At 74.6% G+C, this 23,994-nt stretch carries 16 protein-coding genes; 10 read left to right on the top strand and 6 right to left on the bottom strand.

Annotation, left to right across the window (positions count from 1 at the left end; translation table 11 throughout):
* The first annotated feature begins 55 nt into the window (after positions 1-55).
* Positions 56-1,879 (top strand): S9 family peptidase, encoded by a 1,824-nt coding sequence (locus tag ACZ60X_RS25985; RefSeq protein WP_469602931.1) that lies wholly within the window; start codon positions 56-58, stop codon positions 1,877-1,879.
* 32 nt (positions 1,880-1,911) lie between these two features.
* Here the strand turns inward: ACZ60X_RS25985 and ACZ60X_RS25980 are convergent, their stop codons facing one another.
* Positions 1,912-3,813 (bottom strand): NAD-binding protein, encoded by a 1,902-nt coding sequence (locus ACZ60X_RS25980; protein WP_469602928.1) that lies wholly within the window; start codon positions 3,811-3,813, stop codon positions 1,912-1,914.
* Positions 3,814-3,972: 159 nt separating this feature from the next.
* Here ACZ60X_RS25980 and ACZ60X_RS25975 point away from each other — a divergent pair, with 159 nt between their 5' ends.
* Positions 3,973-4,992: a permease gene (locus ACZ60X_RS25975; RefSeq protein WP_469602925.1), complete on the top strand. Its 1,020-nt coding sequence runs from the start codon at positions 3,973-3,975 to the stop codon at positions 4,990-4,992.
* Positions 4,989-5,750: a TIGR03943 family putative permease subunit gene (locus ACZ60X_RS25970; protein WP_469602923.1), complete on the top strand. Its 762-nt coding sequence runs from the start codon at positions 4,989-4,991 to the stop codon at positions 5,748-5,750. The genes ACZ60X_RS25975 and ACZ60X_RS25970 overlap by 4 nt, the downstream gene beginning before the upstream one ends.
* A gap of 23 nt (positions 5,751-5,773) precedes the next feature.
* Here the strand turns inward: ACZ60X_RS25970 and ACZ60X_RS25965 are convergent, their stop codons facing one another.
* Positions 5,774-7,816 (bottom strand): NAD(+) synthase, encoded by a 2,043-nt coding sequence (locus ACZ60X_RS25965; RefSeq protein WP_469602921.1) that lies wholly within the window; start codon positions 7,814-7,816, stop codon positions 5,774-5,776.
* Between the two features lie 158 nt (positions 7,817-7,974).
* Here ACZ60X_RS25965 and ACZ60X_RS25960 point away from each other — a divergent pair, with 158 nt between their 5' ends.
* On the top strand, positions 7,975-8,991 hold the full coding sequence (locus ACZ60X_RS25960) for an ATP-binding cassette domain-containing protein (RefSeq protein ID WP_469602919.1): 1,017 nt from the start codon (positions 7,975-7,977) through the stop codon (positions 8,989-8,991).
* The gene (locus ACZ60X_RS25955) at positions 8,988-9,782 is read left to right on the top strand and encodes an ABC transporter permease (RefSeq protein ID WP_469602917.1); all 795 of its coding nucleotides are present in this window, start codon (positions 8,988-8,990) and stop codon (positions 9,780-9,782) included. The genes ACZ60X_RS25960 and ACZ60X_RS25955 overlap by 4 nt, the downstream gene beginning before the upstream one ends.
* A 43-nt stretch (positions 9,783-9,825) precedes the next feature.
* Here ACZ60X_RS25955 and ACZ60X_RS25950 read toward each other — a convergent pair whose 3' ends face one another.
* Together ACZ60X_RS25950 and ACZ60X_RS25945 are read right to left on the bottom strand one after the other, a co-directional pair.
* Positions 9,826-12,966, bottom strand: a complete 3,141-nt coding sequence (locus ACZ60X_RS25950) for an ATP-binding protein (protein WP_469602914.1) — start codon at positions 12,964-12,966, stop codon at positions 9,826-9,828.
* A gap of 20 nt (positions 12,967-12,986) precedes the next feature.
* Positions 12,987-13,505: a hypothetical protein gene (locus tag ACZ60X_RS25945; RefSeq protein ID WP_469602912.1), complete on the bottom strand. Its 519-nt coding sequence runs from the start codon at positions 13,503-13,505 to the stop codon at positions 12,987-12,989.
* Between the two features lie 232 nt (positions 13,506-13,737).
* On the opposite strand from ACZ60X_RS25945, the gene ACZ60X_RS25940 reads away from it, so the two are divergent.
* A complete protein-coding gene (locus ACZ60X_RS25940) occupies positions 13,738-15,315 on the top strand; it encodes a Na+/H+ antiporter (protein ID WP_469602909.1) in 1,578 nt (525 codons plus the stop codon).
* Positions 15,316-15,613: 298 nt separating this feature from the next.
* Here the strand turns inward: ACZ60X_RS25940 and ACZ60X_RS25935 are convergent, their stop codons facing one another.
* Positions 15,614-17,020 (bottom strand): LCP family protein, encoded by a 1,407-nt coding sequence (locus tag ACZ60X_RS25935; protein ID WP_469602907.1) that lies wholly within the window; start codon positions 17,018-17,020, stop codon positions 15,614-15,616.
* 188 nt (positions 17,021-17,208) lie between these two features.
* Here ACZ60X_RS25935 and ACZ60X_RS25930 point away from each other — a divergent pair, with 188 nt between their 5' ends.
* From ACZ60X_RS25930 to ACZ60X_RS25920, 3 genes are all read left to right on the top strand, one after another.
* Positions 17,209-17,610, top strand: coding sequence for an ArsR/SmtB family transcription factor (locus ACZ60X_RS25930; RefSeq protein ID WP_469602904.1), 402 nt, complete (start codon positions 17,209-17,211; stop codon positions 17,608-17,610).
* Positions 17,603-20,275, top strand: coding sequence for a magnesium-translocating P-type ATPase (gene mgtA / locus ACZ60X_RS25925; protein ID WP_469602901.1), 2,673 nt, complete (start codon positions 17,603-17,605; stop codon positions 20,273-20,275). The genes ACZ60X_RS25930 and mgtA overlap by 8 nt, the downstream gene beginning before the upstream one ends.
* Positions 20,276-20,459: 184 nt before the next feature.
* Positions 20,460-21,380, top strand: coding sequence for an undecaprenyl-diphosphate phosphatase (locus ACZ60X_RS25920; RefSeq protein ID WP_469602899.1), 921 nt, complete (start codon positions 20,460-20,462; stop codon positions 21,378-21,380).
* Between the two features lie 54 nt (positions 21,381-21,434).
* On the opposite strand, the gene ACZ60X_RS25915 is transcribed toward ACZ60X_RS25920, so the two are convergent.
* Positions 21,435-22,862, bottom strand: a complete 1,428-nt coding sequence (locus ACZ60X_RS25915) for an FtsW/RodA/SpoVE family cell cycle protein (RefSeq protein ID WP_469602896.1) — start codon at positions 22,860-22,862, stop codon at positions 21,435-21,437.
* A gap of 122 nt (positions 22,863-22,984) precedes the next feature.
* Here ACZ60X_RS25915 and ACZ60X_RS25910 point away from each other — a divergent pair, with 122 nt between their 5' ends.
* The gene (locus ACZ60X_RS25910) at positions 22,985-23,938 is read left to right on the top strand and encodes a hypothetical protein (RefSeq protein ID WP_469602894.1); all 954 of its coding nucleotides are present in this window, start codon (positions 22,985-22,987) and stop codon (positions 23,936-23,938) included.
* The last annotated feature ends 56 nt before the right edge of the window (positions 23,939-23,994 follow it).

The raw sequence follows: 23,994 nt of genomic DNA, 5'->3' as shown, positions 1-23,994 counted from the left end.
CACTCGCCACCCAATTGTCGGCGCGGCCAGGCAGTATGGGCGCATGACTGGGGCGATGAGTGAGAGCAAGGAGCCGGGCGCGCGCGCCCGTGCGGCGGCCGGCATGCCGGACTGGGAGAAGCGGTTCCGGGCGCCGCGGGTGTCGCTGCCCGACTGGGCGGAGGACGCGCCCGACCGCTCCCTGTTCGTGTCGAACGCGACGGGGACGTACGAGCTGTATGCCTGGGACCGCGCGACGGGCGAGCAGCGCCAGGCGACGGACCGGCCGAACGGCACGACGGACGGCGTGCTCTCCCCGGACGGCGCCTGGATCTGGTGGTTCGACGACAAGGACGGCGACGAGTTCGGCGTCTGGCGCCGCCAGCCCTTCGGGGGCGGCCCGGCCGAGCCGGCGGTCCCCGGTCTCGACGCCTCCTACCCGGCCGGGCTGGCCCTGGCCCGCGACGGGCGCACGGCGGTGGTCGGCCGCTCCACGGACGAGGACGGCACGACGATCCACCTCGCGCGCGAGGGCGAGGACCCGGTCGAGATCTACCGCCACCGCGAGTCGGCGGGCGTCGGCGACCTCTCGCACGACGGCACCCTGATCGCCGTCGAGCACACCGAGCACGGTGACGCCATGCACGCGGCGCTGCGCGTGCTGCGCCCGGACGGCACGACGGTCGCCGAGCTGGACGACACCAAGGGCGGCACGCAGGAGCTGGGCCTGGAGGTGCTCGGCTTCGCCCCGGTCGAGGGCGACACCCGCCTGCTCATCGGCCACCAGCGCCGGGGCCGCTGGGAGCCGCTGGTGTGGGACGTGATGACGGGCGAGGAGACGGACCTGGCCCTGGAACTGCCGGGTGACGTCAGCGCCGAGTGGTATCCGGACGGCTCGGCCCTGCTCGTCGCCCACGGCTTCGAGGCCCGCAGCGAGCTGTTCCGCCTCGACCTGGCGAGTCGCGAGCTGACCCGCATCCCCACCCCGCCCGGCACGGTCTCCGGCGCCAGCGCCCGGCCCGACGGCAGCGTGGAGTACCTGTGGTCCTCGGCCGCGCGCCCGCCGGCCGTGCGCTCCACGTCCGGCGGGGTCGTCCTGGACCCGCCGGGCCTCGTGTGCCCGCCGTCGGTGCCGGTCGAGGACGCCTGGGTGGAGGGGCCCGGCGGCCGCATCCACGCCCTGATCCAGAAGCCCGCGGGCGCGAGCGGCCCCCTGCCGACGGTCTTCGACCTGCACGGCGGCCCGACGTGGCACGACAGCGACTCCTTCGCGGCGGGCCCGGCCGCCTGGGTCGACCAGGGGTACGCCGTGATCCGCGTCAACTACCGCGGCTCCACGGGCTACGGCCGCGCCTGGACCGACGCGCTCAAGCACCGGGTCGGTCTGATCGAGCTGGAGGACGTGGCGGCGGTCCGCGACTGGGCGGTGTCCTCGGGCCTCTCCGACCCCGAGCGCCTGGTCCTGACCGGCGGCTCCTGGGGCGGCTATCTCACCCTGCTCGGCGTCGGCACCCAGCCGGACGCGTGGGCGGTGGGCATCGCGGTCGTTCCCGTCGCGGACTACGTCACCGCGTACCACGACGAGATGGAGGCCCTGAAGGCCATGGACCGCACCCTGCTGGGCGGCACCCCGGAGGAGGTCCCGGAGCGCTTCGAGGCGTCCTCCCCGCTGACCTACGTCGACCAGGTCAAGGCCCCGGTCTACATCTCGGCGGGCGTCAACGACCCCCGCTGCCCGATCCGCCAGATCGACAACTACGTCAAACGCCTTCAGGCCCGCGGCGCCACCCACGAGGTCTACCGCTACGACGCCGGCCACGGCTCCCTGGTCGTCGACGAACGCATCAAGCAGGTCCGCCTGGAGATGGACTTCGCGGCCAGACACCTGCCGCGGCCGTAGCCCGCGTTCCCCCCTCGCCGGGGCCTGGCGGGTCAGCGGAGTTCCGCCAGGCCCCGGCGGGTGGCGGCCACCACCACCCGGTCGCCCTTCTCCAGCACGTGTCCGGGGTCCGTGTCGGTGGCGCCCGCGAGGGCCAGGACGCGCCAGGAGCCGGCCCGGAAGGCCTCGCGGACGGTGCGGCCCTCCAGCTGGGGGTGGCCGGCCACGTCGACGGCGGCGAAGAGCAGCACCCTGCGGCCGACGGGGATCGCGCCCAGCACCTGCCGGCCCAGCATCGCCCCGGCGAACGCCGGCGCGGCCAGGTGCGTGACGCTCCGGCTCCGGGTCAGCGCGTGCGGGTACGCGGCCCGCAGGGTGCGGTAGACGGCGGTGGCGAAGTCGTCGTCGTACAGCCGCAGCACCACCCGCAGGTCCGGCCGTACGGTGCGGGCGTAGAGCACGGCCTCCAGGTTGGTGGTGTCGGCGCTGGTCACGGCGAGCAGCGCGTACGCCCGGTGGATCTTGGCGGCTTCCAGGACGCCCTCCTGGGTGACGTCACCGAGGACCACCGGCACCCGCAGCCGGCGCGCGGTCGCGAGCCCGCGTGCCTCCGGGTCGGACTCCACGCACACCACGGGGACGTCGAGTTCGCGCAGCCGGGTCATCACCCGGGTGCCGATCTTCCCCAGCCCGAGCAGCACGACATGCCCGCCGAGGCCGCGCGGCGGTTTGCGCAGGGCGGAGGCGGTGCGGAAGGTGCCCAGCGCCTCCAGCACGGCCGCCAGGAGCACCGGCAGCAGCAGCAACCCGACGAGCGCGGAGAGGAGTTGGAGGATCTGCCGGCCCAGCGGCGCCTCCTTGGCGGGGTCGTCGATCGCGAGCAGGTCGAGGAGGGTGTAGTAGAAGGCGCGCAGCGGATGGATCCCGCTCACCAGCCACAGCGCGACGGCGAGCGCGACCACGCAGGCCACCATGCCCGCCAGCGACCACCGCAGCCGCCGCGAGAACAGCGAGGCGAGCGGCGGCACCCCACCGACCCCGCGACCGCCGACCCCCCGGCCACCCGCCCCCCGTCCACCCGGGCCCCGCCCGTTCGCACCCCGCCCGTTCGCGCCCTGGCCGTCCGTCGCCGACGCCTGCTCCAGCACCAGCGCCGTCCGCCCGGCGGCCCGCGCCACCTCCTCGTCGTCGGGCAGCAGCCGCGTCTCCTGCTCCCCGGACCCCTCCGGGCCCTCCGCGCCGGCCGGGTCGCCGCCCGACAGCAGGGCCAGCGTGCACAGCCCGGAGCCGGCGGGCCGCCCGTCGGCGGACAGCGGGCGCTCCACGGCGCGCAGCAGCAGCCCCTCGGTCTGCACCACCTTGCTGGTGCCCGTGACGGCCGTCGCGGCGAGCGCGGGCGCGGCGGTGTCGGCGTCGGACAGCACGGTGGTGGAGGCGTCCGCGCCGGACTCGCCGTCGCCGGCGGCCAACGCGGCCGCCTGGTCGAGGAGTTCCTCGATGTGCTGGCCCAACCGCCGGTTGTAGAGCCGCAGGACGAGCCGCAGCCGCGGATTGAGCCGGCGGGCGGTCAGGGCGGCGCGGATGTTGGTCTCGTCGTCGTCGAAGACGAGCGCGAGCGCGGCGGCCCGCTCCACTCCGGCCTCGGCGAGCACCGCCTCACTGAGGTCGGCGGCCTCCAACACCCGCGGCCCGTCCTGCCCGCCCGCACCGCCCGGGGTGCTCGCGGCCGCCGCCGTCGTCGTCGTACTCCCGGTGACGGCACCCGCCCGGCTCACCGCCGCGCTCACCACGCGGTCCAGCAGCGCCGCCGCCGTCGCCGCCCGGGCGCGGCCGACCACCGGTGGGCGGGCGGTGCGCTCGTTCGGCGGCACCACCAGGGTGACCTGCTCGCCGTAGACCCCGCGCAACTCGGCGGCCAGCCGGTGCGCGAGCCCGTCGTCACCGCAGACCACCATGTGCGCCGGCGGGATACCCGGCCCCCCTTGATACGGAACGCTCGCCACGAGGGAAAAGACTGCCCCAAGAAGAAGAGTGGTTCCAGCGACGGGGTGAACACCCGCGCGAGCATGCGCGTACCGAGGGGGAGGCAGCACACCAGCCGGAGGTAACCGCCCGTGGCCATCACCGAAGACGCGCCGCCCGGTGCGCCGACCGGCCCCGCCGAGGCACCGCCGGGTCAGGAGGGCCGCCGGCTCAGCTCCCCGCTCGTGCTGACGCTCACGCTGCTCCTCGCCGTGCTCGCCCAGTCCCCGATCCGCGGGCTGCTCGGCACCCCGCTGATGCAGAGCTGGATGACGGTGTTCGTCGCGGTGACCGTGCAGGCGCTGCCCTTCCTGGTACTCGGGGTGCTGCTCTCGGCGGCGCTCGCGGTGTTCGTGCCGCCGTCCTTCTTCGCGCGCGCCCTGCCGAGCCGCCCCGCGCTCGCCGTGCCGGTGGCCGGGGTCGCGGGCGCGATCCTGCCGGGCTGCGAGTGCGCGTCGGTGCCGGTGGCGGGCGCGCTGGTGCGCCGGGGCGTCACCCCGGCCGCCGCCCTCGCCTTCCTCCTCTCCGCCCCCGCGATCAACCCGATCGTGCTGACCGCGACCGCCGTCGCCTTCCCCCGGAACCCGGAGATGGTCCTCGGGCGGTTCGCCGCGAGCCTGCTGGTGGCGTGCGTGATGGGCTGGCTGTGGCAGCGGCTGGGCCGCACCGACTGGCTGCGCCCGCCGGCCCACGGCGCGCACGAGGGCGCGACCAGGGGCGAGGCGTTCTGGAACTCGGTACGGCACGACACCGTGCACGCGGGCGGCTTCCTGGTGCTCGGCGCGATGGCGGCGGCGACCCTGAAGGCCGTGGCCCCGGCCTCCTGGCTGCGCACGGCGGCCGGCAACCCGCTGGTCGCGATCCTCGCGCTGGCCGTCCTCGCCGTGCTGCTGTCCATCTGCTCGGAGGCGGACGCGTTCGTCGCGGCCTCCCTCACCCAGTTCTCCCTGACGGCCAAGCTGGTGTTCCTGGTGGTGGGCCCGATGATCGACCTCAAACTGTTCGCGATGCAGGCCGGCACCTTCGGCCGCGGCTTCGCCCTGCGCTTCGCCCCCGCCACCTTCGCCATGGCCGTCGCGGGCGCCGTGGTGACCGGGGCGGTGCTGCTGTGAACCGCCACTCCCAGGCCGCCGTCCTGTTCCTGCTCGGCGCCGCCCTGCTGCACGCGGGCAGCACCGGCCTGTACCTGCGGTACGTCAAGGCGGGTCTGCGGCCGCTGCTGCTGGCCTCGGGCGCGGTGCTGATCGCGGGAGCGCTGGCGACGCTCTGGTACGAGCGCCGGCGCGCCAGGGCGAGAGCGGCCGGGCCGGACGCCGACGCCCACCCCGGGGGACACACCGCCGGGCACGCCCATGCCCACCCCGAGCCCCGTGTCTCCTGGCTGCTCCTGCTCCCCCTCCTCGCCCTCATCCTCATCGCGCCGCCCGCCCTCGGCTCGTACAGCGCCCTGCGCTCGGGTACCGCGCTGCAGAAGCCGTACGGGCTCGCGCCGATGCCCCAGGGCAGCGGGCCGGTCCCGCTGTCGGTGGTCGACTACGCCTCCCGCGCGGCCTACGACCACGGCCGCTCCCTGGGCGGCCGGCCGGTCAAGGTCACCGGGTTCCTCGCGATGGACGGCTCGGGGACGCCGTATCTGGTGCGGATGGCCCTCAACTGCTGTGCCGCGGACGCCCAGCCGGTCAAGATCGGCCTGACCGGCACGGTGCCGCCGGTGCTGCGGCCGGACGCCTGGCTGGAGGTCACCGGCACCTACAGCCCCCGGCTGCTCCGGGACCCCGTCAACAACGGGCCGATCCCGTACCTGACGGTCACCTCGGCGCGGCCGGTGCCGGTGCCGCACGACCCCTACGACGAGACCTGGAACAACTGAGGACGCCCCGCCGCCCCGGGCGCCTACCCCTGCGCCGGGTCGAACCGCGCCAGCTCCCGCAGCCACGCCTGCGCCGTGCCGTCCGAGGGGGCCCGCCAGTCGCCGCGGGGCGAGAGGGCGCCGCCGGCCGAGACCTTCGGGCCGTTCGGCATGGCCGAGCGCTTGAACTGGGAGAAGCCGAAGAAGCGGCGGACGAAGACCTCCAACCAGTGGCGGATCTCCGGCAGGTCGTAGGCGCGGCGCTCGGCCTCGGGGAAGCCGGGCGGCCAGGCGCCGGCCGCCGCGTCGTGCCAGGCGTGCCAGGCCAGGAAGGCGATCTTCGACGGGCGGAAGCCGTAGCGCAGCACGTGGAAGAGGGTGAAGTCGTGCAGCGCGTACGGGCCGATCTTCGACTCCGTGGACTGCATCTCCTCGCCCGGCACCAGCTCCGGGCTGATCTCCGTGTCCAGGATCGCGGCGAGCACCTTGCCGGTCTCGTCGTCGAACTGGCCGCTGCTGATCACCCACCGGATCAGGTGCTGGATCAGCGTCTTCGGCACGCCGGAGTTGACGTTGTAGTGGCTCATCTGGTCGCCGACGCCGTACGTGCACCAGCCGAGCGCCAGCTCGGACAGGTCGCCGGTGCCGAGGACGATGCCGTCGCGCTGGTTGGCGAGCCGGAACAGGTAGTCGGTGCGCAGGCCCGCCTGGACGTTCTCGAAGGTGATGTCGTACACCGGCTCGCCGGCGGCGAAGGGGTGGCCCATCTCCTTGAGCATCAGCCGGGCGGTCGGCGTGATGTCCAGCTCGGCGGCGGTGACGCCGAGGGCGCGCATCAGCTTGTGGGCGTTGTCCTTGGTGTGCTCGCTGGTGGCGAAGCCCGGCAGGGTGAAGGCCAGGATGTCGCTGCGCGGGCGGCCGGCGCGGTCCATCGCGCGGGCGGCGACGATCAGCGCGTGGGTGGAGTCGAGCCCGCCGGAGACGCCGATGACCACCTTCGGGCCGCCGATCGAGGCGAGGCGCTGCTGGAGCGCGGCGACCTGGATGTTGTACGCCTCGTAGCAGTCCAGGGCGAGCCGGTCGGCGTCGGCGGGCACGAACGGGAAGCGCTCCAGGCGCCGGCGCAGGCCCAGGTCGGCGCCGGCCGGCGGGGCCAGCTCGAAGGAGACCGTGCGGAAGTCGCCGGTGCGGGCGGCATGGGTGCGGCGGTTGTCGTCGAAGGTGCCCATCCGCTGGCGCTCCTGGCGCAGCAGATCGAGGTCCACGTCGGCGACCGCGTACTGCTCGCCGAGCGGGAAGCGGTCGGTCTCGGCCAGCAGGACCCCGTTCTCGTAGATCAGGGTCTGCCCGTCCCAGGACAGGTCGGTGCTCGACTCGCCGAGCCCGGCGGCGGCGTAGACGTAGGCGGCGAGGCAGCGCGAGGACGCCGAACGGCACAGCAGCCTGCGGTCCTCGGCCCGGCCGACCGTGATGGGGCTGCCCGAGAGGTTGACCAGGACGGTCGCGCCGGCCAGCGCCGCCTCCGCGCTCGGCGGCACCGGGATCCACATGTCCTCGCAGATCTCCGCGTGCAGCACGAGTCCGGGGACGTCGTCGGCCGCGAACAGCAGGTCCACGCCGAAGGGGACGTCGGCGCCGCCGAGCCGGATCGTTCCGCCGCGCTCGCCGTCGCCGGCCGCGATCTGCCGGCGCTCGTAGAACTCGCGGTAGTTCGGCGGGTACGACTTCGGTACGACGCCCAGGACCCGGCCGCGGTGGACGAGCACCGCGCAGTTGTACACCCGGCCGCGGTGGCGCAGCGGGGCCCCGACGACCAGCACCGGCAGCAGGCCGGCCGACTCGGCGACCACGGTGGCGAGGGCCGACTCGACCTCGTCCAGCATGGCGTCCTGGAGCAGCAGGTCGTCGATCGCGTACCCGGACAGGCACATCTCCGGGAACACGGCGACGGCCACGCCCTCCTCGTCGCACCGGCGCGCGTGGCGCAGGACGGAGGCGGCGTTGGCCGACGGGTCGGCGATGACGGTGTGGCCCGTACACGCGGCGACGCGCGCGAAGCCGTGCTGGTAGATCGACCAGAAGCTCAACGGGACCTCTTTCCGAAGCGACTTTCCTACAAGAGGAAGCCTAAAGGCCGGCCCGCCGACCACCGCTCACCTGCGGTTTCAGCGCGGTGGAGAGGCCGGCGCCCGGCTGAAACCCGGTTGAAGCCGCGCTGAACCGCCCGGGCCGCACGCTCTGGGGCATGACGACGACGAAACCGACGCAGCCGACCGGCCACGAACTCGCGATCGCGGCCACCGGGCTGCGCAAGGCCTACGGGGACAAGCAGGTCCTCGACGGCATCGACATCCGCGTGCCCGCCGGCACGATCTTCTCCCTGCTCGGCCCGAACGGCGCCGGCAAGACCACGGCGGTCAGCATCCTGTCCACCCTGATCCCGGCCGACGCCGGGGCGGCGCGGATCGCCGGGCACGACCTGACGGCCGAGGCCCAGGCGGTGCGGGCGGCGATCGGGGTCACCGGCCAGTTCTCCGCCGTGGACGGGCTGATCACCGGCGAGGAGAACATGCTGCTGATGGCGGACCTGCACCACCTGTCCAAGCGGGAGGGGCGGCGGGTCACCGCCGAGCTGCTGGAGCGCTTCGACCTCGTGGAGGCCGCGAAGAAGCCCGCCTCCACCTACTCCGGCGGCATGAAGCGCCGCCTCGACATCGCCATGACCCTGGTCGGCGAGCCGCGGATCATCTTCCTCGACGAGCCCACCACCGGCCTCGACCCGCGCTCACGCCACACCATGTGGCAGATCATCCGCGAACTGGTCTCCGGCGGTACGACCGTCTTCCTCACCACCCAGTACCTGGAGGAGGCCGACCAGCTCGCCGACCGCATCGCGGTGCTCAACGGCGGCCGGATCGTCGCCGACGGCACCGCCGAGGAGCTGAAGCGGCTCGTGCCCGGCGGCCACGTCCGGCTCCGCTTCACCGACCCGGCCGCGTACCAGTCCGCCGCCTCCGCCCTGCGCGAGGCCACCCGGGACGACGACTCCCTCACGCTGCAGATCCCCAGCGACGGCAGCCAGCGCGAACTGCGCGCCGTCCTCGACTGGCTCGACGCCGCCGGCATCGAGGCCGACGAGCTGTCCGTGCACACCCCCGACCTGGACGACGTGTTCTTCGCCCTGACCGGCAGCTCCGTACCCGCCCAGACCTCCGCCCAGACCCCCGCCGCCCGGACCGCCGACAAGGAGACCGCCCGATGAGCACCGCCGGCTACGCCTTCCGCGACAACCTCACGATGCTGCGCCGCAACCTCCTGCACGCGCGCCGCTATCCGTCCCTCACCCTGAACCTGCTGCTCACCCCGGTCATCCTGCTGCTGCTCTTCGTCTACGTCTTCGGCGACGTGATGAGCGCCGGCATCAACGGCGGCCACGCGAACCGGTCCGACTACGTCGCCTACCTCGTGCCGGGCATCCTCTACCTGACCGTGGCCATGACCTCGCTCGGCACCGCGGTGTCCGTGTGCACCGACATGACCGAGGGCATCATGGCCCGCTTCCGCACCATGGCGATCTCCCGCGCCTCCGTGCTGACCGGCCACGTGGTGGGCAGCGTGATCAAGACGATGGCGGCCCTGGTGCTCGTCCTCGGCATCGGACTGGCCATCGGCTTCCGGCCGAACGCCACGCCGGTGGAGTGGATCGCGGCGGCCGGACTGATGGCGCTGGTCAGCCTCGGGCTGACCTGGATCGCGGTCGGCATGGGCCTGGTGAGCCCCAACCCCGAGGGCGCCAGCAACATCGGGACCCCGCTGGTCATGCTGCCGTTCCTGTCCAGCGCCTTCGTGCCGGTGCACGCCATGCCGGGCTGGTTCCGCTGGTTCGCCGAGTACCAGCCCTTCTCGCCCGCCATCGAGACCCTGCGCGGGCTGCTGCTGGGCAGCGGGATCGGCACGAAGAACGCGGTGCTGGCCGTCGCGTGGTTCGCGGGGATGACGGTGCTGGGCTACGTGTGGGCCAGGGCGACGTTCAGCCGCGAGCAGAAGCGGTGAGTCCGGCCGTCCGGCGGGTGCGGGCCCGCCCCGGCGGGGCGCTTCACCCCCCGGCGCCCGTCAGCTCCCGCAGCGCCTCCGCCCGCACCTCCTCCCGCCCCAGGGCGGCGTACCTCGACCTCGCGTCGGTGTACGCCGCCCTGTCGGCGTTCTCGGCCGCCGCCCGGGACCGCGCGAAGGACAGACTGGGCAGGTCCCGTACGGCCGGTATCCGCTCCGCGAGCGCCACCAGCCGTACCGCCCGCGTCTCGCCCCTGGCCAGTCCGGCCAGGCCCAGCGCGAGCAGCACCGTGCCGGAGACCGGCACTTCCACCGGGCCCCGGTCGGCCGCGCCGGACAGCATCCCGAGCAGCCGCTCGCGCAGCTCCTCGGCGAGGCCGGCCACCGGCTCCAGCCGGCCGGCGTGCGCGTGCGCGGCCAGCGCGGCGGAGCGCAGCTCCAGCGACCACGGCTCCACGAACGGATCCCCGGGATACGCGAGGCTGTCCTCCCGCATTTGCGCGACCGCCCGGCGCCACAGCCCGAGCCCCAGCTCGGTCAGCCCCCGGGCCAGCGCGATCTCCGCGCGGTGCGGCAGATCCGTGGTGAAGATCCGGGCGGCCTCCGGCGGCCGGTCCAGGGCGGCGAGCCCCAGCCAGTACTCGGCCTCGTCGACGTCCCCGCGCTGCAGGCAGGCCAGCACCAGTCCGCCGTGCACGCCGACCGAGTCCGACCAGCTGGCGTGCTCGCTGAACTCGCCGATCGCGTCCAGCGCGGCGCGCAGCTGGCCGTACGCCTCCGTGCCCCGCTCCGACTGCAGGCACAGCTCGGCGACGCGCCCGTGGCTGAGCAGCGACAGGGCCGGATTGCCGAGCGTGCCCAGCGAGTCGAGCATCCGGCGGGCGTACTCCAGCGCGCGCTCCGGCTCCTGCCGGGACTCCCAGAGGTAGCTCGCCACGCAGGCCGCGACACCCGCCAGCAGCGGCTCGTCGGCCTCGCACAGCTCCCGCAGCCGCTCGTAGTGCGGCGGATGCATCTCCGTCATGGCGCACAGCACGACGGTCAGCGCCCGCAGCAGGGTGTCCGGCGGTGCGGGCGGCAGCCGGCGCAGGGTGACCAACTGCCGTGCCGCGTGCGGGCCGTGGCCCATGAAGAGGCTCGCCGCGCAGACGGCCGCCGCGCTGCGGGTCACCTCGACGTCCTCGGCGCCGGGGCGGAACCGGGACAGCGGCCCGCCGGTCTCGGCGACGAGGGCGGCGAGCCGGGGGTAGTTGGAGTCGGTGGCCCACAGGGAGGCCAGTACGGCGGTGGCGGCGGCCGTGCCCGCCCCGTCCTCGCGGGCCAGGGCGTACCGCAGAGCCAGGACGAGGTTGTCCTGCTCGTCGCGGATGCGCAGCCAGGCGGGTACGGGGTCGGAGCTGAAGAGCACGTCGTGGTGCGCGCGGCCGAAGTCGCGTGCCCAGGCCAGGAAACGGCCGGTCACCAGCTCCTCCTCGCCGGCCGCGGCACGCTGGGCGGCGCCGAACTCCCGCAGCGTCTCCAGCATGCGGAAGCGCACCCCCGAGGGGCTGTCGTCCACCTTGACGAGGGACTGCCCGGCGAGCTGCTCCAGCAGCGTCAGCGTGTCCCCGGTCTCGCCGAGGACGTACTCGGCGGCGTCCGCGCAGAAGCCACCGGGGAACACGGACAGGGCGCGCAGGGCGGCCCGGCCGTCGGGTTCCAGGAGGTTCCAGCTCCAGTCGACCACGGCCCGCAGCGTGCGGTGCCGCTCGGGGGCGTCGCGGGCGCCGCCGCGCAGCAGCGCGAACCGGTCCAGCAGCCGGCGGGAGATCTCGGACACCGACAGGACCCGGACCCGGGCCGCGGCCAGCTCCACGGCGAGCGGCAGCCCGTCCAGGTGCCGGCAGATCTCGGCGACCTGCGCCGCGGGCAGCTCCACGCCGGGCCGGGCCGCCCGCGCCCGCTGCGTGAACAGTTCGACCGAGGTCGCCAGGGACAGCTCCGGCAGCGCGTACACCGACTCCGACGTCAGGCCCAGCGGGGCCCTGCTGGTGGCCAGGATCCGCAGTCCGGCCGTCCGTGACACCAGTGCCTGGACGAGGGCGGCCGCCCCGGCGACGACGTGCTCGCAGTTGTCCAGCACCAGCAGCGTGGCACCCTTGCCCAGCGCCCCGACGATGCCGCTCACCGCGTCCGCACCGCCGGCGACCTGCCGCCCGTCGCCCGCCCCGACCGCCGAGGCCACCTCACCGGCGACGTCGTCGTCGGTGGTGACGCCGGCCAGCGGGACGAAGTGCACCACCGGCTGTTCGGCCGCCCGGCTCACCGCGTGCGACAGCCGGGTCTTGCCCAGCCCGCCGGGGCCGGTGACGGTGACCACGCGGGCCTCGCGCAGCAGCCCGGTCACGGCGGCGAGGTCGGCCTCCCGCCCCAGCAGCGGGTTCGGGTCGTGCGGCACGCCGTGGCGGACCGGCGGCGCGTCTGCGCTCAGCAGCTCCTGGTACAGGGCCCTCAGTCCCGGCCCCGGATCGGTCCCCAGGTCGTCGCGCAGGCCCCGGCGGTAGGCGTCGTACCGGGTCAGCGCCGCGGCCCGCCCGGCGGTGACCGCCTCGCAGCGCAGCAGCTCCGCCAGTACCTCCTCGTCCCGCGGCAGTTCCCCGGCCAGTTCGGCCAGGGGCGCCGCGGCCTCCTCCCGCCGGCCCAGCCGGGCGAGCGCGAGCGCCCGGGAGCGGACCAGCGCGCGGTGGGCACGGACCCGGCCGGCCCGCAGCGCGACCAGCGGATCGTGCAGGTCCTCTCCCGCCCCGGCGCCCACGCCGCCGTCCCACAGCGCGAGCCCGGCCTCGGCCTCGGCGAGCGCGCCCCCGTGGTCCCCCGCCCGCGCGCGTTCGGCGCTCGCCGCCTCGCGCAGCAGCAGCGCGGAACTGTCGACCCGCGCCTCCTCCAGCGCCAGCCGGTAGCCGGTCGGCGTGCTCACGACCACTTCGGCGCCGAGCTGCGCGCGCAGGCGCGAGACGAGGATCTGCACCGCCTTGCCCGGCCGTTCGGGCAGTTCCTCGGCCCACAGCCCCTCCACGAGCCGCCCGGTGCTGCACCCGGTCCCCACGTCCTCGGCGAGCAGCGCCAGGAGCCCGCGCAGCCGGGGCGCGGTGATCTCCCGCCCGCGGAAGGCGACTTGGGACAGCAGGGTCAGCTCGGTCGTCACACGTGCAGAGTAGCCAGCCGTCACAGGAGCCCGGAGGCCCGGAGCACCGCCCGGGCCGCCTCGTCGTCGACACGGTGGCCCAGCCGGGCGAGGACGTCCGCGCCGTGCAGCAGCGTGCCGCGCGCCAGGGAGTGGCGCACGCCGGTGTCGAGTTCGTGCCACAGCAGCGGGTTCGCGGTGAGGATCCGGGGGTCCAGCTCCAGCCGGTGGCCGTGGACATCGCGCAGGACCAGGTGGGAGGAGACGCCGTCGTACTGCCGTACGGCCGCGAGCACGTCCGTGTGGACGAGGCGCCGGCGCCAGGGCGTGCGGACCGCCAGCCAGCCCGGACCCGCGCTCACCCGCTGCGGCAGGAGCACGACGAACACGGCGGCGGACAGGGCGGCCCAGAGCAGCGCGCGGGGCGCCGTCAGGGTGCCGGCGTCCCAGTCGACCAGGAAGGCCAGCACGCCGAAGAGCCCGGCGCAGCACGCCGCGAGCCGGGCACTGCCACGCCAGTGGCGGTCACCGGCGGTCCCGCTGACTCGGCCCCGTCGCACACCGCCGACGCTAGGCGCCCCGGCAGCCCCCGGCGACCGCTGCTGACGCGCCCCTGACGCGGAGGGGCTCGATCTTGACGGGATTTTTACGCCGCCGGCCGGTATCAGGGGGCGGCCCCGGCGACCTTGACACTGTCTTGACGCGAGAGCGCCCGATAGGGTGGGAGCTGGTGTGCCGGGAAGTCTGGTCGGCCGGGGGCCGGGGCGGCTTCCGCAATCCCAGGGGGACGGCATGCGCAGCGTCGGTACGGTTCTCGCCCTCGTGGTCCTCGCCACGGTGGTCGCCACCTTCGCGCGCCGCTGGCGCATCCCGGCGCCCTCGCTGCTGGTGGTCGCCGGTCTCGGCGTCGCCCTGCTGCCGGGCACCCCCGAGATCCAGATCAGCCCCCGGGTCATCGCCCTCGTCGTGCTGCCGCCGCTGCTGTACGCGAGCGCCGAGGACATGCCCTGGCGGGAGCTGCGCGCGGTGTGGAAACCGGTCGGGATCCTCGCGATCGGGCTGGTCCTCGCCTCGGCGGCGGCCGTGGCCCTGGTGGCGGCGCTGGTGACCCCGCTGTCCTGGCAGATGGCGTTCGTGCTGGGCGCGGTGCTGGCCAGCACCGACCCGGTCGCCGTCACCGCGCTGGGCCGCCGCCTCGCCCTGCCGCCCCGCGTGCAGGTCCTCGTCCAGGCCGAGAGCCTGTTCAACGACGCGACCTCGCTGGTGCTGGTCCGCGTCGCGGCCGGCATCGCGGTGGCCGCGGCCACCGCCGACTGGGGCGCGGCGAGCGGTGAGTTCCTCCTGCTCGCGGGCGGTGGCACGGTGATCGGGGCGGCGGTCGCGGGCGTGGTCGCCCTGATCCGGCGCCGTACCGAGGACCCCGTGCTGGAGACGGTGATCGCGCTGGTCACGCCGTACGCCGCCTACCTCCTGGCTGAGATCGCGCACACCTCCGGCGTGACCTCGTGCGTGGTCGCCGGGGTGGTCCTCGGCGGCCGGGGCGACCGGCTCACCAACGCCCGTATAAGACTCCAGCTCCACGCCGTGTACGGCACGGTCGTCTTCCTGCTGGAGAGCGTGGTGTTCAGCCTGATCGGGCTGGCCCTGCCCGCGCAGGTGCGGGCGCTGGCCCACGCCGACCGGGCCTGGCCGCTGTACGCCCTCGCGATCGCCGCCACGCTGGTCGCGGTGCGGCTGCTGTGGCTCGCGCCGCTGTCGGCGGTCGTGCAGCGCAAGGGCGGGATCAGCCGCCCGAACTGGCGTATCCCGGTGGTGCTGACCTGGGCCGGCACCCGCGGCGTGATGCCGCTGGCCGCCGCGCTGTCCATCCCGGTGGCCATGAAGGGCGGCGCCCCGCTCGACGGGCGTCCGCTGGTGCTGGTGCTGACGACATCGGTCGTGGTGGTCACCCTGGTCGTGCAGGGCTTCACCCTCGCCCCGGTCGTCCGGGCCTCCGGCATCGCCCTGGAGCCCGCCCACACCGCCCGCGAGGAGGCGCAGGCCCGCTCCCACCTGGCCCACGCCGGACTGGCCCGGCTGGAGGAGCTGGCCGAGCTGGAGGTCGTGCCGGACGTCGTCCTGGACCGGCTGCGCCGGGGGCTGACCGCCCGCCTGGAGGACGCCCGCGACCGGCTGACCGAGAGCAACGGGGAGAACGGCGCGGCCACGGAATCGGCCGACCTGGTCTACCGGCAGCTGCGGCGGGACCTGATAGCGGTGGAGACGGCGGAACTGCACCGGCTCTACGACGCCCACGCCATCAGCGACACCACACGGCGCCGGCTCCAGCGGGCGCTCGATCTGGAGGAGGCGCGGCTGTCGGATGCGTGAGAGGGCGTCGTCGGTGTCCTTACCGGAACACCGACCCTGCCGTCTGCTGGTCCATCCGGGACGACAGGCGGCGCAGGGCGGTCTGGCCGCACCGCGGCAGGCCGCCTTGCGGGTGCCCTCGTCGAGGCGGGGCCACAGCCGCGGGGTGCGGATCAGGCCCCGACCGGCGGTCGCCCCGGCGACCTGCTCGCCGTGCCCGGGGCGGACGCCTGTCACCCGTCGACGGCCTCCGGTGACGACCTGGCCGGCCGCCCGCGGCGTGGCGCGCCTGCCGGCGCGCTGGGAGCCGTCGGCGGACTCAGGCGGCGGAGTCGGGCTGGTCGCGGGCGGTGGCGTAGGCCTGGGCGGGGGTCATGGGGACGCCGTCGAGCCGGACCGTGCGGTAGGGGCTGACCTGGGCGCAGGTGCCGGACTGGTCGGCCGTCCGGGCGTGCGCGGCGCGGGTGTCGGCGGGGGAGGGGGCCGACGAATGGGAGGCGGAGGAGGAGGGGGAAGCGGTGGGGGCGCCGCGGTCCGTGCCGCTGCTCCCGGCGTCGGAGGGGGCCGTCGGCGTCGAGGAACTGGCAGGAGTGGAAGGAGCCTTGGGGTCGGAGCCGTCCGTCAGCGACCTGTCCGCGGCGACGGCGGCGAACAGCGACCGGGCGCCGGCGCCCGGTACGACGCGGTCCTTGTCGCCGGGGTCCGGGGCGGTCTGCATGGTGGCGAAGGTGATCCGGTGGGAGGGGACCTTGTTCAGGTCGGTGGCCAGCCCCACCAGCTTGGCGACGCTGCCGAGCCCGTCGTCGACGGTGAGCGCCTTGGTGGCCGCGTCGGCGAGGCCGTAGACGGCCGTGGGGTCGGCCAGTGTGCCCGCGCTCTTGAACTTGCGGATCATCGCGCCGAGGAAGAGGTGCTGCGCGTAGGTGCGGCCGATGTCGCTGCCGTCGCCGAAGCCGTGCCGGGAGCGCACGAACTCCAGGGCCGCGACGCCCTTGAGGGTGTGGTCGCCCCGGGAGAGCTTCAGGTGCGAGTAGGTGTCGTAGACGTTGTCGCTGACGCACACGTCCACGCCGCCGACCGCGTCGGACATGCTGACCACCCCGGAGAAGTCGAGCTGCACGAAGTGGTCGATCGGTATGCCGGTGAGCAGGTGGACGGTGGCGACCTGGCAGGCCGGGCCGTACGACAGGGCGCTGTTGATCGCGCCGTGGTAGCCGGCCGTGCCCGTCTTCGACACGGGGTCGGTGCAGGCCGGGACGTCGGTCATGGTGTCGCGGGGGATGCTCAGCACGGTGGCGTTGGAGCGGTCGGCCGCTATGTGCACGACCATCTCCACGTCCGCGTTGCCGTTGCCGGACTGCACACCGGTCCGCGCGCAGCCGCCGCCCAGTCTGCAGTCCTCGGCGCTGGTGCGGCCGTCGGAGCCGATCACCAGGAGGTTGATGGGCGTACGGCCGAAGGCGTCCGCCTTCTCGCTGCCGCCGCTGCCACCGAGCGAGACGCTGTGGAGATTGCCGTTCAGGTGCGCGTAGAACCACCAGCCGGCTCCGGCCGTCGCCAGGATCAGCAGGGACAGGCCTATGCCCGCGATCCGCAGCGCCCGCCGGACCCGGCCGCGCGGGCGCCGGGTGCGGACGGTGCGCCGCTGCCCGCGCTGGTGGGGCACCCGGTCGGTCGTGCGCCGCCGTGTGGTCCGGCCGGTGGAACCATCCCGCAGGTCACTCATGTCCCACTCCTGTGAACGGTCGGCCCGGCGCTTACGGGGTCGGCCCTGCGACCGGCCAAGTGTTCGGCAACAGAATTGCTTGGTTGCGCAATCTAGCAAGTGTACGGGGTGCTCCTCACCGCCCCCGCCTCGATTCACAGGCTGACGCCCGAGATGTCCGGCACCGGCGCCTACACTGGTGGCCGCGCATGCGACGAGCGGTGGCCGGGCGGCCCGAGGGAGGGACTGTGGCGCAGATCGCCGGCGGCTTCGAGGATCCGCCCGCCGAGGTGCTCGCGGAGGCGGCCGCCGCCTTCGGGCTGCTGGCCGCGGCCCCGAGGCTGCACATCATGTGGGCGCTGGCCCAGGGCGAGAGCGACGTGAGCGCGCTCGCGGACCGGGTCGGCGGGGCGCTGCCCGCCGTCAGCCAGCACCTGTCCAAGCTCAAGCTCGCCGGTCTCGTCCGCTCCCGCCGGGAGGGCCGGCGGCAGATCTACTACGTCGGCGACCCCGACGTCGTCCCGGTCGTCCGGGTGCTGGTGGGCCGGCTGTCCCAGCGCGCCGGGCAGGCGCCCGCGCCGGCGGCCGGGGTGCAGGGGACCGGTGCCTAGGAGCGCCCCGGCCTGGGGAGAGGACGCCGAGGCGCCGGCCGCCGGCGCCGTGCCGGGCGCGCGCTCCGCGACGCGCGAGAGCGCGCCGGCCGCCCGGGTGCCGGACGCGGCCACCGCGCTGCAGGTGCTGCGGCGCCTGGACACCGGACCGCGCGGACTGACCGAGGACGAGGCGGCGCAGCGCCTGGCCCGCTTCGGCACCAACACGCTGCCCGCCCGCACCGACGCCGCCTGGCCGCGCCTGCTGCTGCGCGGCCTGCGCGACCCCTTCACCGCGGTGCTGCTCTGCCTCGCCGTGGTCTCCGCCGCCGTGCTCGCCTGGTCCACCGCCTGTGTGATCCTCGTACTGGTCGTGACCAGCAGCGTGCTGCGGGCCTCCGGCGAGCACCGCGCCGACCGCTCCATGGCCCATCTGCGCGAGCTGGTCGCCACCACCTCCACCGTGGTGCGCCGGGCCGACGAGGACGCGCCGCCGCTCGCCCGGGAGATCCCGGTGCAGGACCTGGTCCCCGGCGACATCGTCCAGCTCGGCGCCGGCGACCTGGTCCCGGCGGACGTACGGCTGCTGCGCGCGCGGGGGCTCACCGTGCACCAGTCGGCGCTGACCGGCGAGTCGGCACCGGTCGCCAAGCACGCGGCGGACCTCGCCGGGCCGGCCGTGCCCGCCGTCTTCGAGCAGCCGCAGCTGTGCTTCCAGGGCAGCAGCGTCGCCACCGGCAGCGGCACCGCCGTCGTGGTCGAGACGGGCGGGCGCACCCGGTTCGCGGCCGCCTACGACCGTACGGTGGGCCGGCGGGAGCCGAGCGCCTTCGACCGGTCGGTGTACGGCATCTCGTGGATCCTGATCCGGTTCATGCTGCTCACCCCGCCGCTGGTGCTGATGGCCAACGCGGCGCTGCGCGACCGGGGACTGGAGACCCTGCCGTTCGCGGTGGCGGTCGCGGTGGGGCTGACCCCGGAGATGCTGCCGGTCGTCGTCACCATGTGCCTGGCGCGCGGCGCGGCCCTGCTGGCCCGCACCCACCAGGTCATCGTCAAACGGCTCCCGGCCCTGCACGACCTGGGCGCGGTCGACGTGCTGTGCCTGGACAAGACGGGCACCCTCACCCAGGACCGGCCGGTGGTCGAGCAGGGCCTGGACGCGGCGGGCGACCCCGACCCCGAAGTGGTGCGCTGGGCCGCCGTCAACGCCTGGTGGACCCTTCAGCTCGCCGAACTGCCCGAGCCGGACGCGCTGGACGAGGCGGTCCTGGACACGGCGGACGAGGACGACCTGATGGCGTACGACGGGGTCGCGGCGCTGCCCTTCGACCCGGTGCGCCGGCTGTCCACGGCCGTGGTGCGCACCCCCGGCCGGCTCGGCTCGCACACGCTCGTCGTCAAGGGCGCCGTGGAGGCCGTCCTGGAGCGCTGCGCCCTGGAACCGGGGGAGCCGGAGCGCCTGACGGACCTGGCGGACCGGGCCGCGCGGGAGGGCCTGCGGGTGCTGGCGGTCGCCACCGCCGAGCGCCCGGCGCGGCTGCGCGACTACACCCCGGCCGACGAGCGCGGCCTGGACTTCCGCGGCTTCGTCACCCTGCGCGACGCCCTCGCGCCCACCGCCGCCCCGGCCCTCGCCGCCCTCGCCGCGCGCGGCGTCACGATCAAGATCCTCACCGGCGACCACCCGGGCACGGCGGCCCGCGCCTGCCGCGACCTGGGCGTCCCGCTCGGCGCGGACGCCGTGGTCACCGCCGACCGCACCGACGGCCTGAGCGAGGGCGAGCTGGCCGCGCTGGCCCGCCGTACGACCGTCTTCGCCCGCTGCACCCCGGAGCACAAGGCGCGGATCAGCGCCGCGCTGCGCACCGGCGGGCACACGGTGGGCTTCCTCGGGGACGGGGTCAACGACGTGTCCGCGCTGTGGGCGGCCGACGTCGGCATCGCCCCGCGCGACGCCACCGACGTGGCCCGCGAGGGCGCCGACGTGGTGCTCGCCGAGAAGGACCTCACCGCCGTCGACCACGCCATCTCGGCGGGCCGGCTGAGCGGCGGCAACATCGCCACGTACCTGCGCATCACGCTCTCCTCCAACGTCGGCAACGTCATCGCGATGCTCGCCGCCGGCCTGCTGCTGCCCTTCCTGCCGATGCTCCCGGCGCAGGTGCTGGTGCAGAACCTGTGCTTCGACACGGTGCAGCTCGCCTTCGCCTACGACCGCCCCCACCCGGCCCTGCTGCGCCGCCCGGCCGCGCTCGACCCGCGCGCCCTGCTGCGCTTCATCACCGGGTTCGGCGTCCTGAACGCGGCGGCCGACCTCGCGACCTTCGTCGTCCTCGCCCTCGCCCTGCACGGAGCCGCCCCGGCGGAGGACGAGGCGGTCTTCCACTCCGGCTGGTTCACCGAGAACCTGATCACCCAGAGCCTGGTGATGCTCCTGCTGCGCACCGGCCGCCGGCTCTTCGAGGACCGCCCGCCCGGCCCGGTCGGCTGGACCGCGGCCGCCCTCGCGGTCATCGGCCTGGCCCTGCCGCCCTCCCCGCTCGGCCCGCTGCTCGGTCTCACCCTGCTCCCGCTGGAGTATTACCTGCTTCTCACCATCGTGCTCGCGCTGTACGCGGCCGGGCTCGTCCTGGCCCGCAAGCGCTACGAGCGCAACCTCCTGGCGCGGGTCGAGGCGGGTTAAGTCGGGGTATTCCGGGCGCCGACCGGGGCGCGGACGGGTTCCGGGCGGGCCGCTTCACGCGGGGTGCTTCGCACGGCCTGTCCGGTTTCTTGCCCAGGTGTAGTACCTTCCGCCGCCGGAGCCGCCCGCCGTGCGCGGGTCCGCGGTTCCGCCCCCTCGCGCACCTGGAGACGAAGGCCGGCTGATGTCCGTTCTGACCTATCCCGAAGCCGTGGGCGTAGGCCTGCTGCAAGGCGTCACCGAGCTGTTCCCGGTCTCCAGCCTGGGGCACAGCATCCTGATACCCGCACTGCTCGGCGGGCACTGGAAGCACGACCTCGACGTCTCCGCCGACGGTTCGCTGTACCTCAACGAACTGGTCGGCCTCCACCTGGCCACCGCGCTCGCGCTCGTCGTCTACTTCTGGCGCGACTGGGTGCGCGTGATCCGCGGCCTCGCGACCTCCCTGACCCAGCGCCGGATCCAGACCGTGGACCAGCGGCTCGCCTGGCTGATCATCACCGCGTGCGTCCCGGTCGCGGTCGCCGGCGTCGCGCTCGACAAGGTCTTCCGTACGACGCTCGGGCGCCCGGTCCCCACCGCGATCTTCCTGGCCCTCAACGGGATCGTCCTCTTCGTCACCGAGCAGCTGCGGCGCGGCGGGACCGGCCGCCGGCGGGCCGGGGCCACCGTGGCCCCCGGGGAGGAGCACCTGTCGGCGGAGGAGCAGTCGGACCTGCGGATCACACGGATGACGATCCGGCAGGCCGTCACGATCGGCGCGGCCCAGATCCTGGCCCTGCTGCCCGGCATCAGCCGCTCCGGCTCCACCATCAGCGCGGGCATCTTCAAGGGCCTGAACCACGAGGACTCCGCCCGCTTCGCCTTCCTGCTCGCCACGCCGGTGATCGGCGGTGCCGCCCTGCTCAAACTGCCGCCGCTCCTCGGCGCCCAGGGCAACGGCCTGCGCGGCCCCCTGCTGGCGGGCGGCGTCGCCGCCTTCGTCGCGGCCTACCTGGCCACCCGCTTCCTGGTCAAGTACTTCGAGAACCGCACCCTGATCCCCTTCGCCGTCTACTGCTCGGTGGCCGGCCTGGGCAGCCTCGCCTACTTCACGCTGACCTGAGGCGCGGCGGCGCCGGCCGGGGATGGCACGGCGCCGCCGGAAGTGCCCCGGGGGTCACGGCCGGACGAGTTGGGTGTCGGCGGAGCTGACGTCCGTGGCCGGGGCCGGCGGGGGACGGCGGGCGGTGTCGCTGACCTTGATCAGGACGGCGACCAGCAGCCAGTTGGCGACCATGGACGAGCCGCCCTGGGCGAGGAACGGCAGGGCCTTGCCGGTGAGCGGGATGAGACCGGTGACACCGCCGCACACGACGAAGACCTGCAGCACGATCGCCGTGGCCAGCCCGGCGCCGAGCAGCTTGCCGAACGGGTCGGTGACCGTCAGGGCCGTGCGCAGCCCGCGCTCGGCGAGCAGGGCGTAGAGCACGATGACGAGCGTGACGCCGACCAGGCCCAGCTCCTCGCCGACCGTGGTGAGGATGAAGTCGCTGCGCCCGGCGAAGCCGATCAGCTCCGGGTGGCCCTGGCCGAGCCCGGTGCCGAGGATGCCGCCCGAGCCGAAGCCGAACAGCGCCTGGGCCGCCTGGTCCGAGATCAGCCCCGGCGGGCGCTTGTCGGGCGGGAGGAAGATGTCCATCGGGTGCAGCCAGGCGACGACACGGCCGTGGACGTGCGGTTCGAAGGAGCCGACGACGAAGGCGCCGACGGCGAACATGACGACGCCGAACAGCACCCAGCTGGTCCGCTCGGTGGCGACGTACAGCATGATCACGAACAGGCCGAAGAAGATCAGCGAGGTGCCGAGGTCCCGCTCGAAGACCAGCACGAGCAGGCTGAGGATCCACACGGCGGCGACCGGGCCGAACTGCCGCCCGCGCGGGAGGTACATCCCCATGACGCGCCGGCCGGCGAGCGCGAGGGCGTCCCTGCGCAGCGTCAGGTACCCGGCGAAGAACACCACGATGACGATCTTCACGAACTCGCCGGGCTGGAAGGACAGCGGACCGATGAAGATCCACCGCTTCGCGCCGTAGACGTCGCCGGGGTAGAAGGCGGGCGCCATCAGCAGGATCATGCCCACGGCGATCGTGACGTACGGATAGCGCTGGAGCCGGCGGTGGTCCCGCAGCAGCGCCACCACCGCGGCGAACACCGCCGCGGCGATCCCGCACCACATCAGCTGCCCCGACGCCGCGGGCGTCGAGTGGCGGTAGTGCGCCGCGTACGCGAGGTCGAGCCGGTGGATCAGGACGAGGCCGAGCCCGCTGAGCAGGGTCGCCAGCGGCAGGATCAGCGGATCGGCGTGCGGTGCGAACCGGCGTACGACCACATGGCACGCCAGGGGCAGTACGATCGCCACCGCGCACGCCGTCGCCATGCTCGGGGGCAGCTGCCCGGTGGCGGCGAGGGCCGTCTCGGCGTAGCCGTACACGCAGATGAGAATGGCGCCGAGCAGCAGGACCAGCTCAAGTCCCCGGTCGCCCAGGCGTCCTGACCGGCCTGGCCGCACGGCCAGTTTCGCCGGTCCGCGCCGACCAGTCATGCCTTCCCCCTCGATCGGGTCCGCCGCGCCGGATCCCGCCCCAGTACGCGGCCGTCAGAGTTATATGGTTGCGCAACAACGCAATCGAACTGTAGCTGAGGGCGGGTAAGAGGAGGGTCGACGTGACGGCACGCGGGAGGGGGCACCGCAGGGCGTGGCCGGTGGTGGCGATCGGGGTGGGCGTGGTCCTGGCGTTGGTGGGCTATCTCGCCGTCCGCTTCCTGCGCTCGGCGACCTCCGACGAGTGTACGGCGCACGGCGCGGACGGCACGACCGTCACGCTCGACCTGGACCAGGCGTCCCACGCCGCGACCATCGCGGCCGTCGCCCACGCGCGCGGCCTGCCGGAGCGGGCCGTCACCATCGCCCTGGCGACCGCGATCCAGGAGTCGAAGCTCCGCAACCTCACCTACGGCGACCGGGACTCCCTCGGCCTGTTCCAGCAGCGCCCGTCCCAGGGCTGGGGCAGCCCCGCCCAGATCCGCGACCCCGTCTACGCGTCGGGCAGGTTCTTCGACGCGCTGGTCAAGGTGCCGGACTACCCGGACCTGCCGGTCACGGTCGCCGCCCAGCGGGTCCAGCACAGCGGCTACCCGGAGGCGTATGCCCAGCACGAGGGCATGGCGACGACCCTGGCCGACGTGCTGACGGGCCGGCAGGGCCCGGCGCTGAGCTGTACGGTCAGCGGCCGGAAGGCGGCGGGACAGAAGGCCGCCGAGGAGCAGGCGGTGGCCCAGGACGGGGCGGGACAGGGTGCGGCCGGGCCCGGTGCGACGAGCGACTCCGGCACCGCGTCCGGCATAGAGACCGCCGTCCGAAGGGAGTTCGGCCGGGTGCCGGGTGCCGTGCCCACGGCCGGCGCGGACGGCGGCGTCAGCTATCCGATCGCGGCCGGCGAGCCGGCCACCGGCTGGTCCCTCGCCCTGTGGCTGGTCTGCCACGCCACCGCCCTCGGCGTCACGTCCGTGACGTACGACGGCCGGCACTGGAACAGCAGCGCGTCGGACCAGGGCTGGACGCACACCGCGCCCGCGTCGGGGCAGGCCGCGGCGGCCGCGGTGACGCTGACCCATTAGCGCCCCGGCAGGCAACGTCTGCCCGCCGAGCAGCGGCGTCCGGCGGGTGGGGGACT

This window comes from Streptomyces sp. NPDC104106, assembly GCF_055584345.1.
Note: the sequence above shows the minus strand (reverse complement) of the source record. Positions and strands in the feature narration are given on the sequence as shown.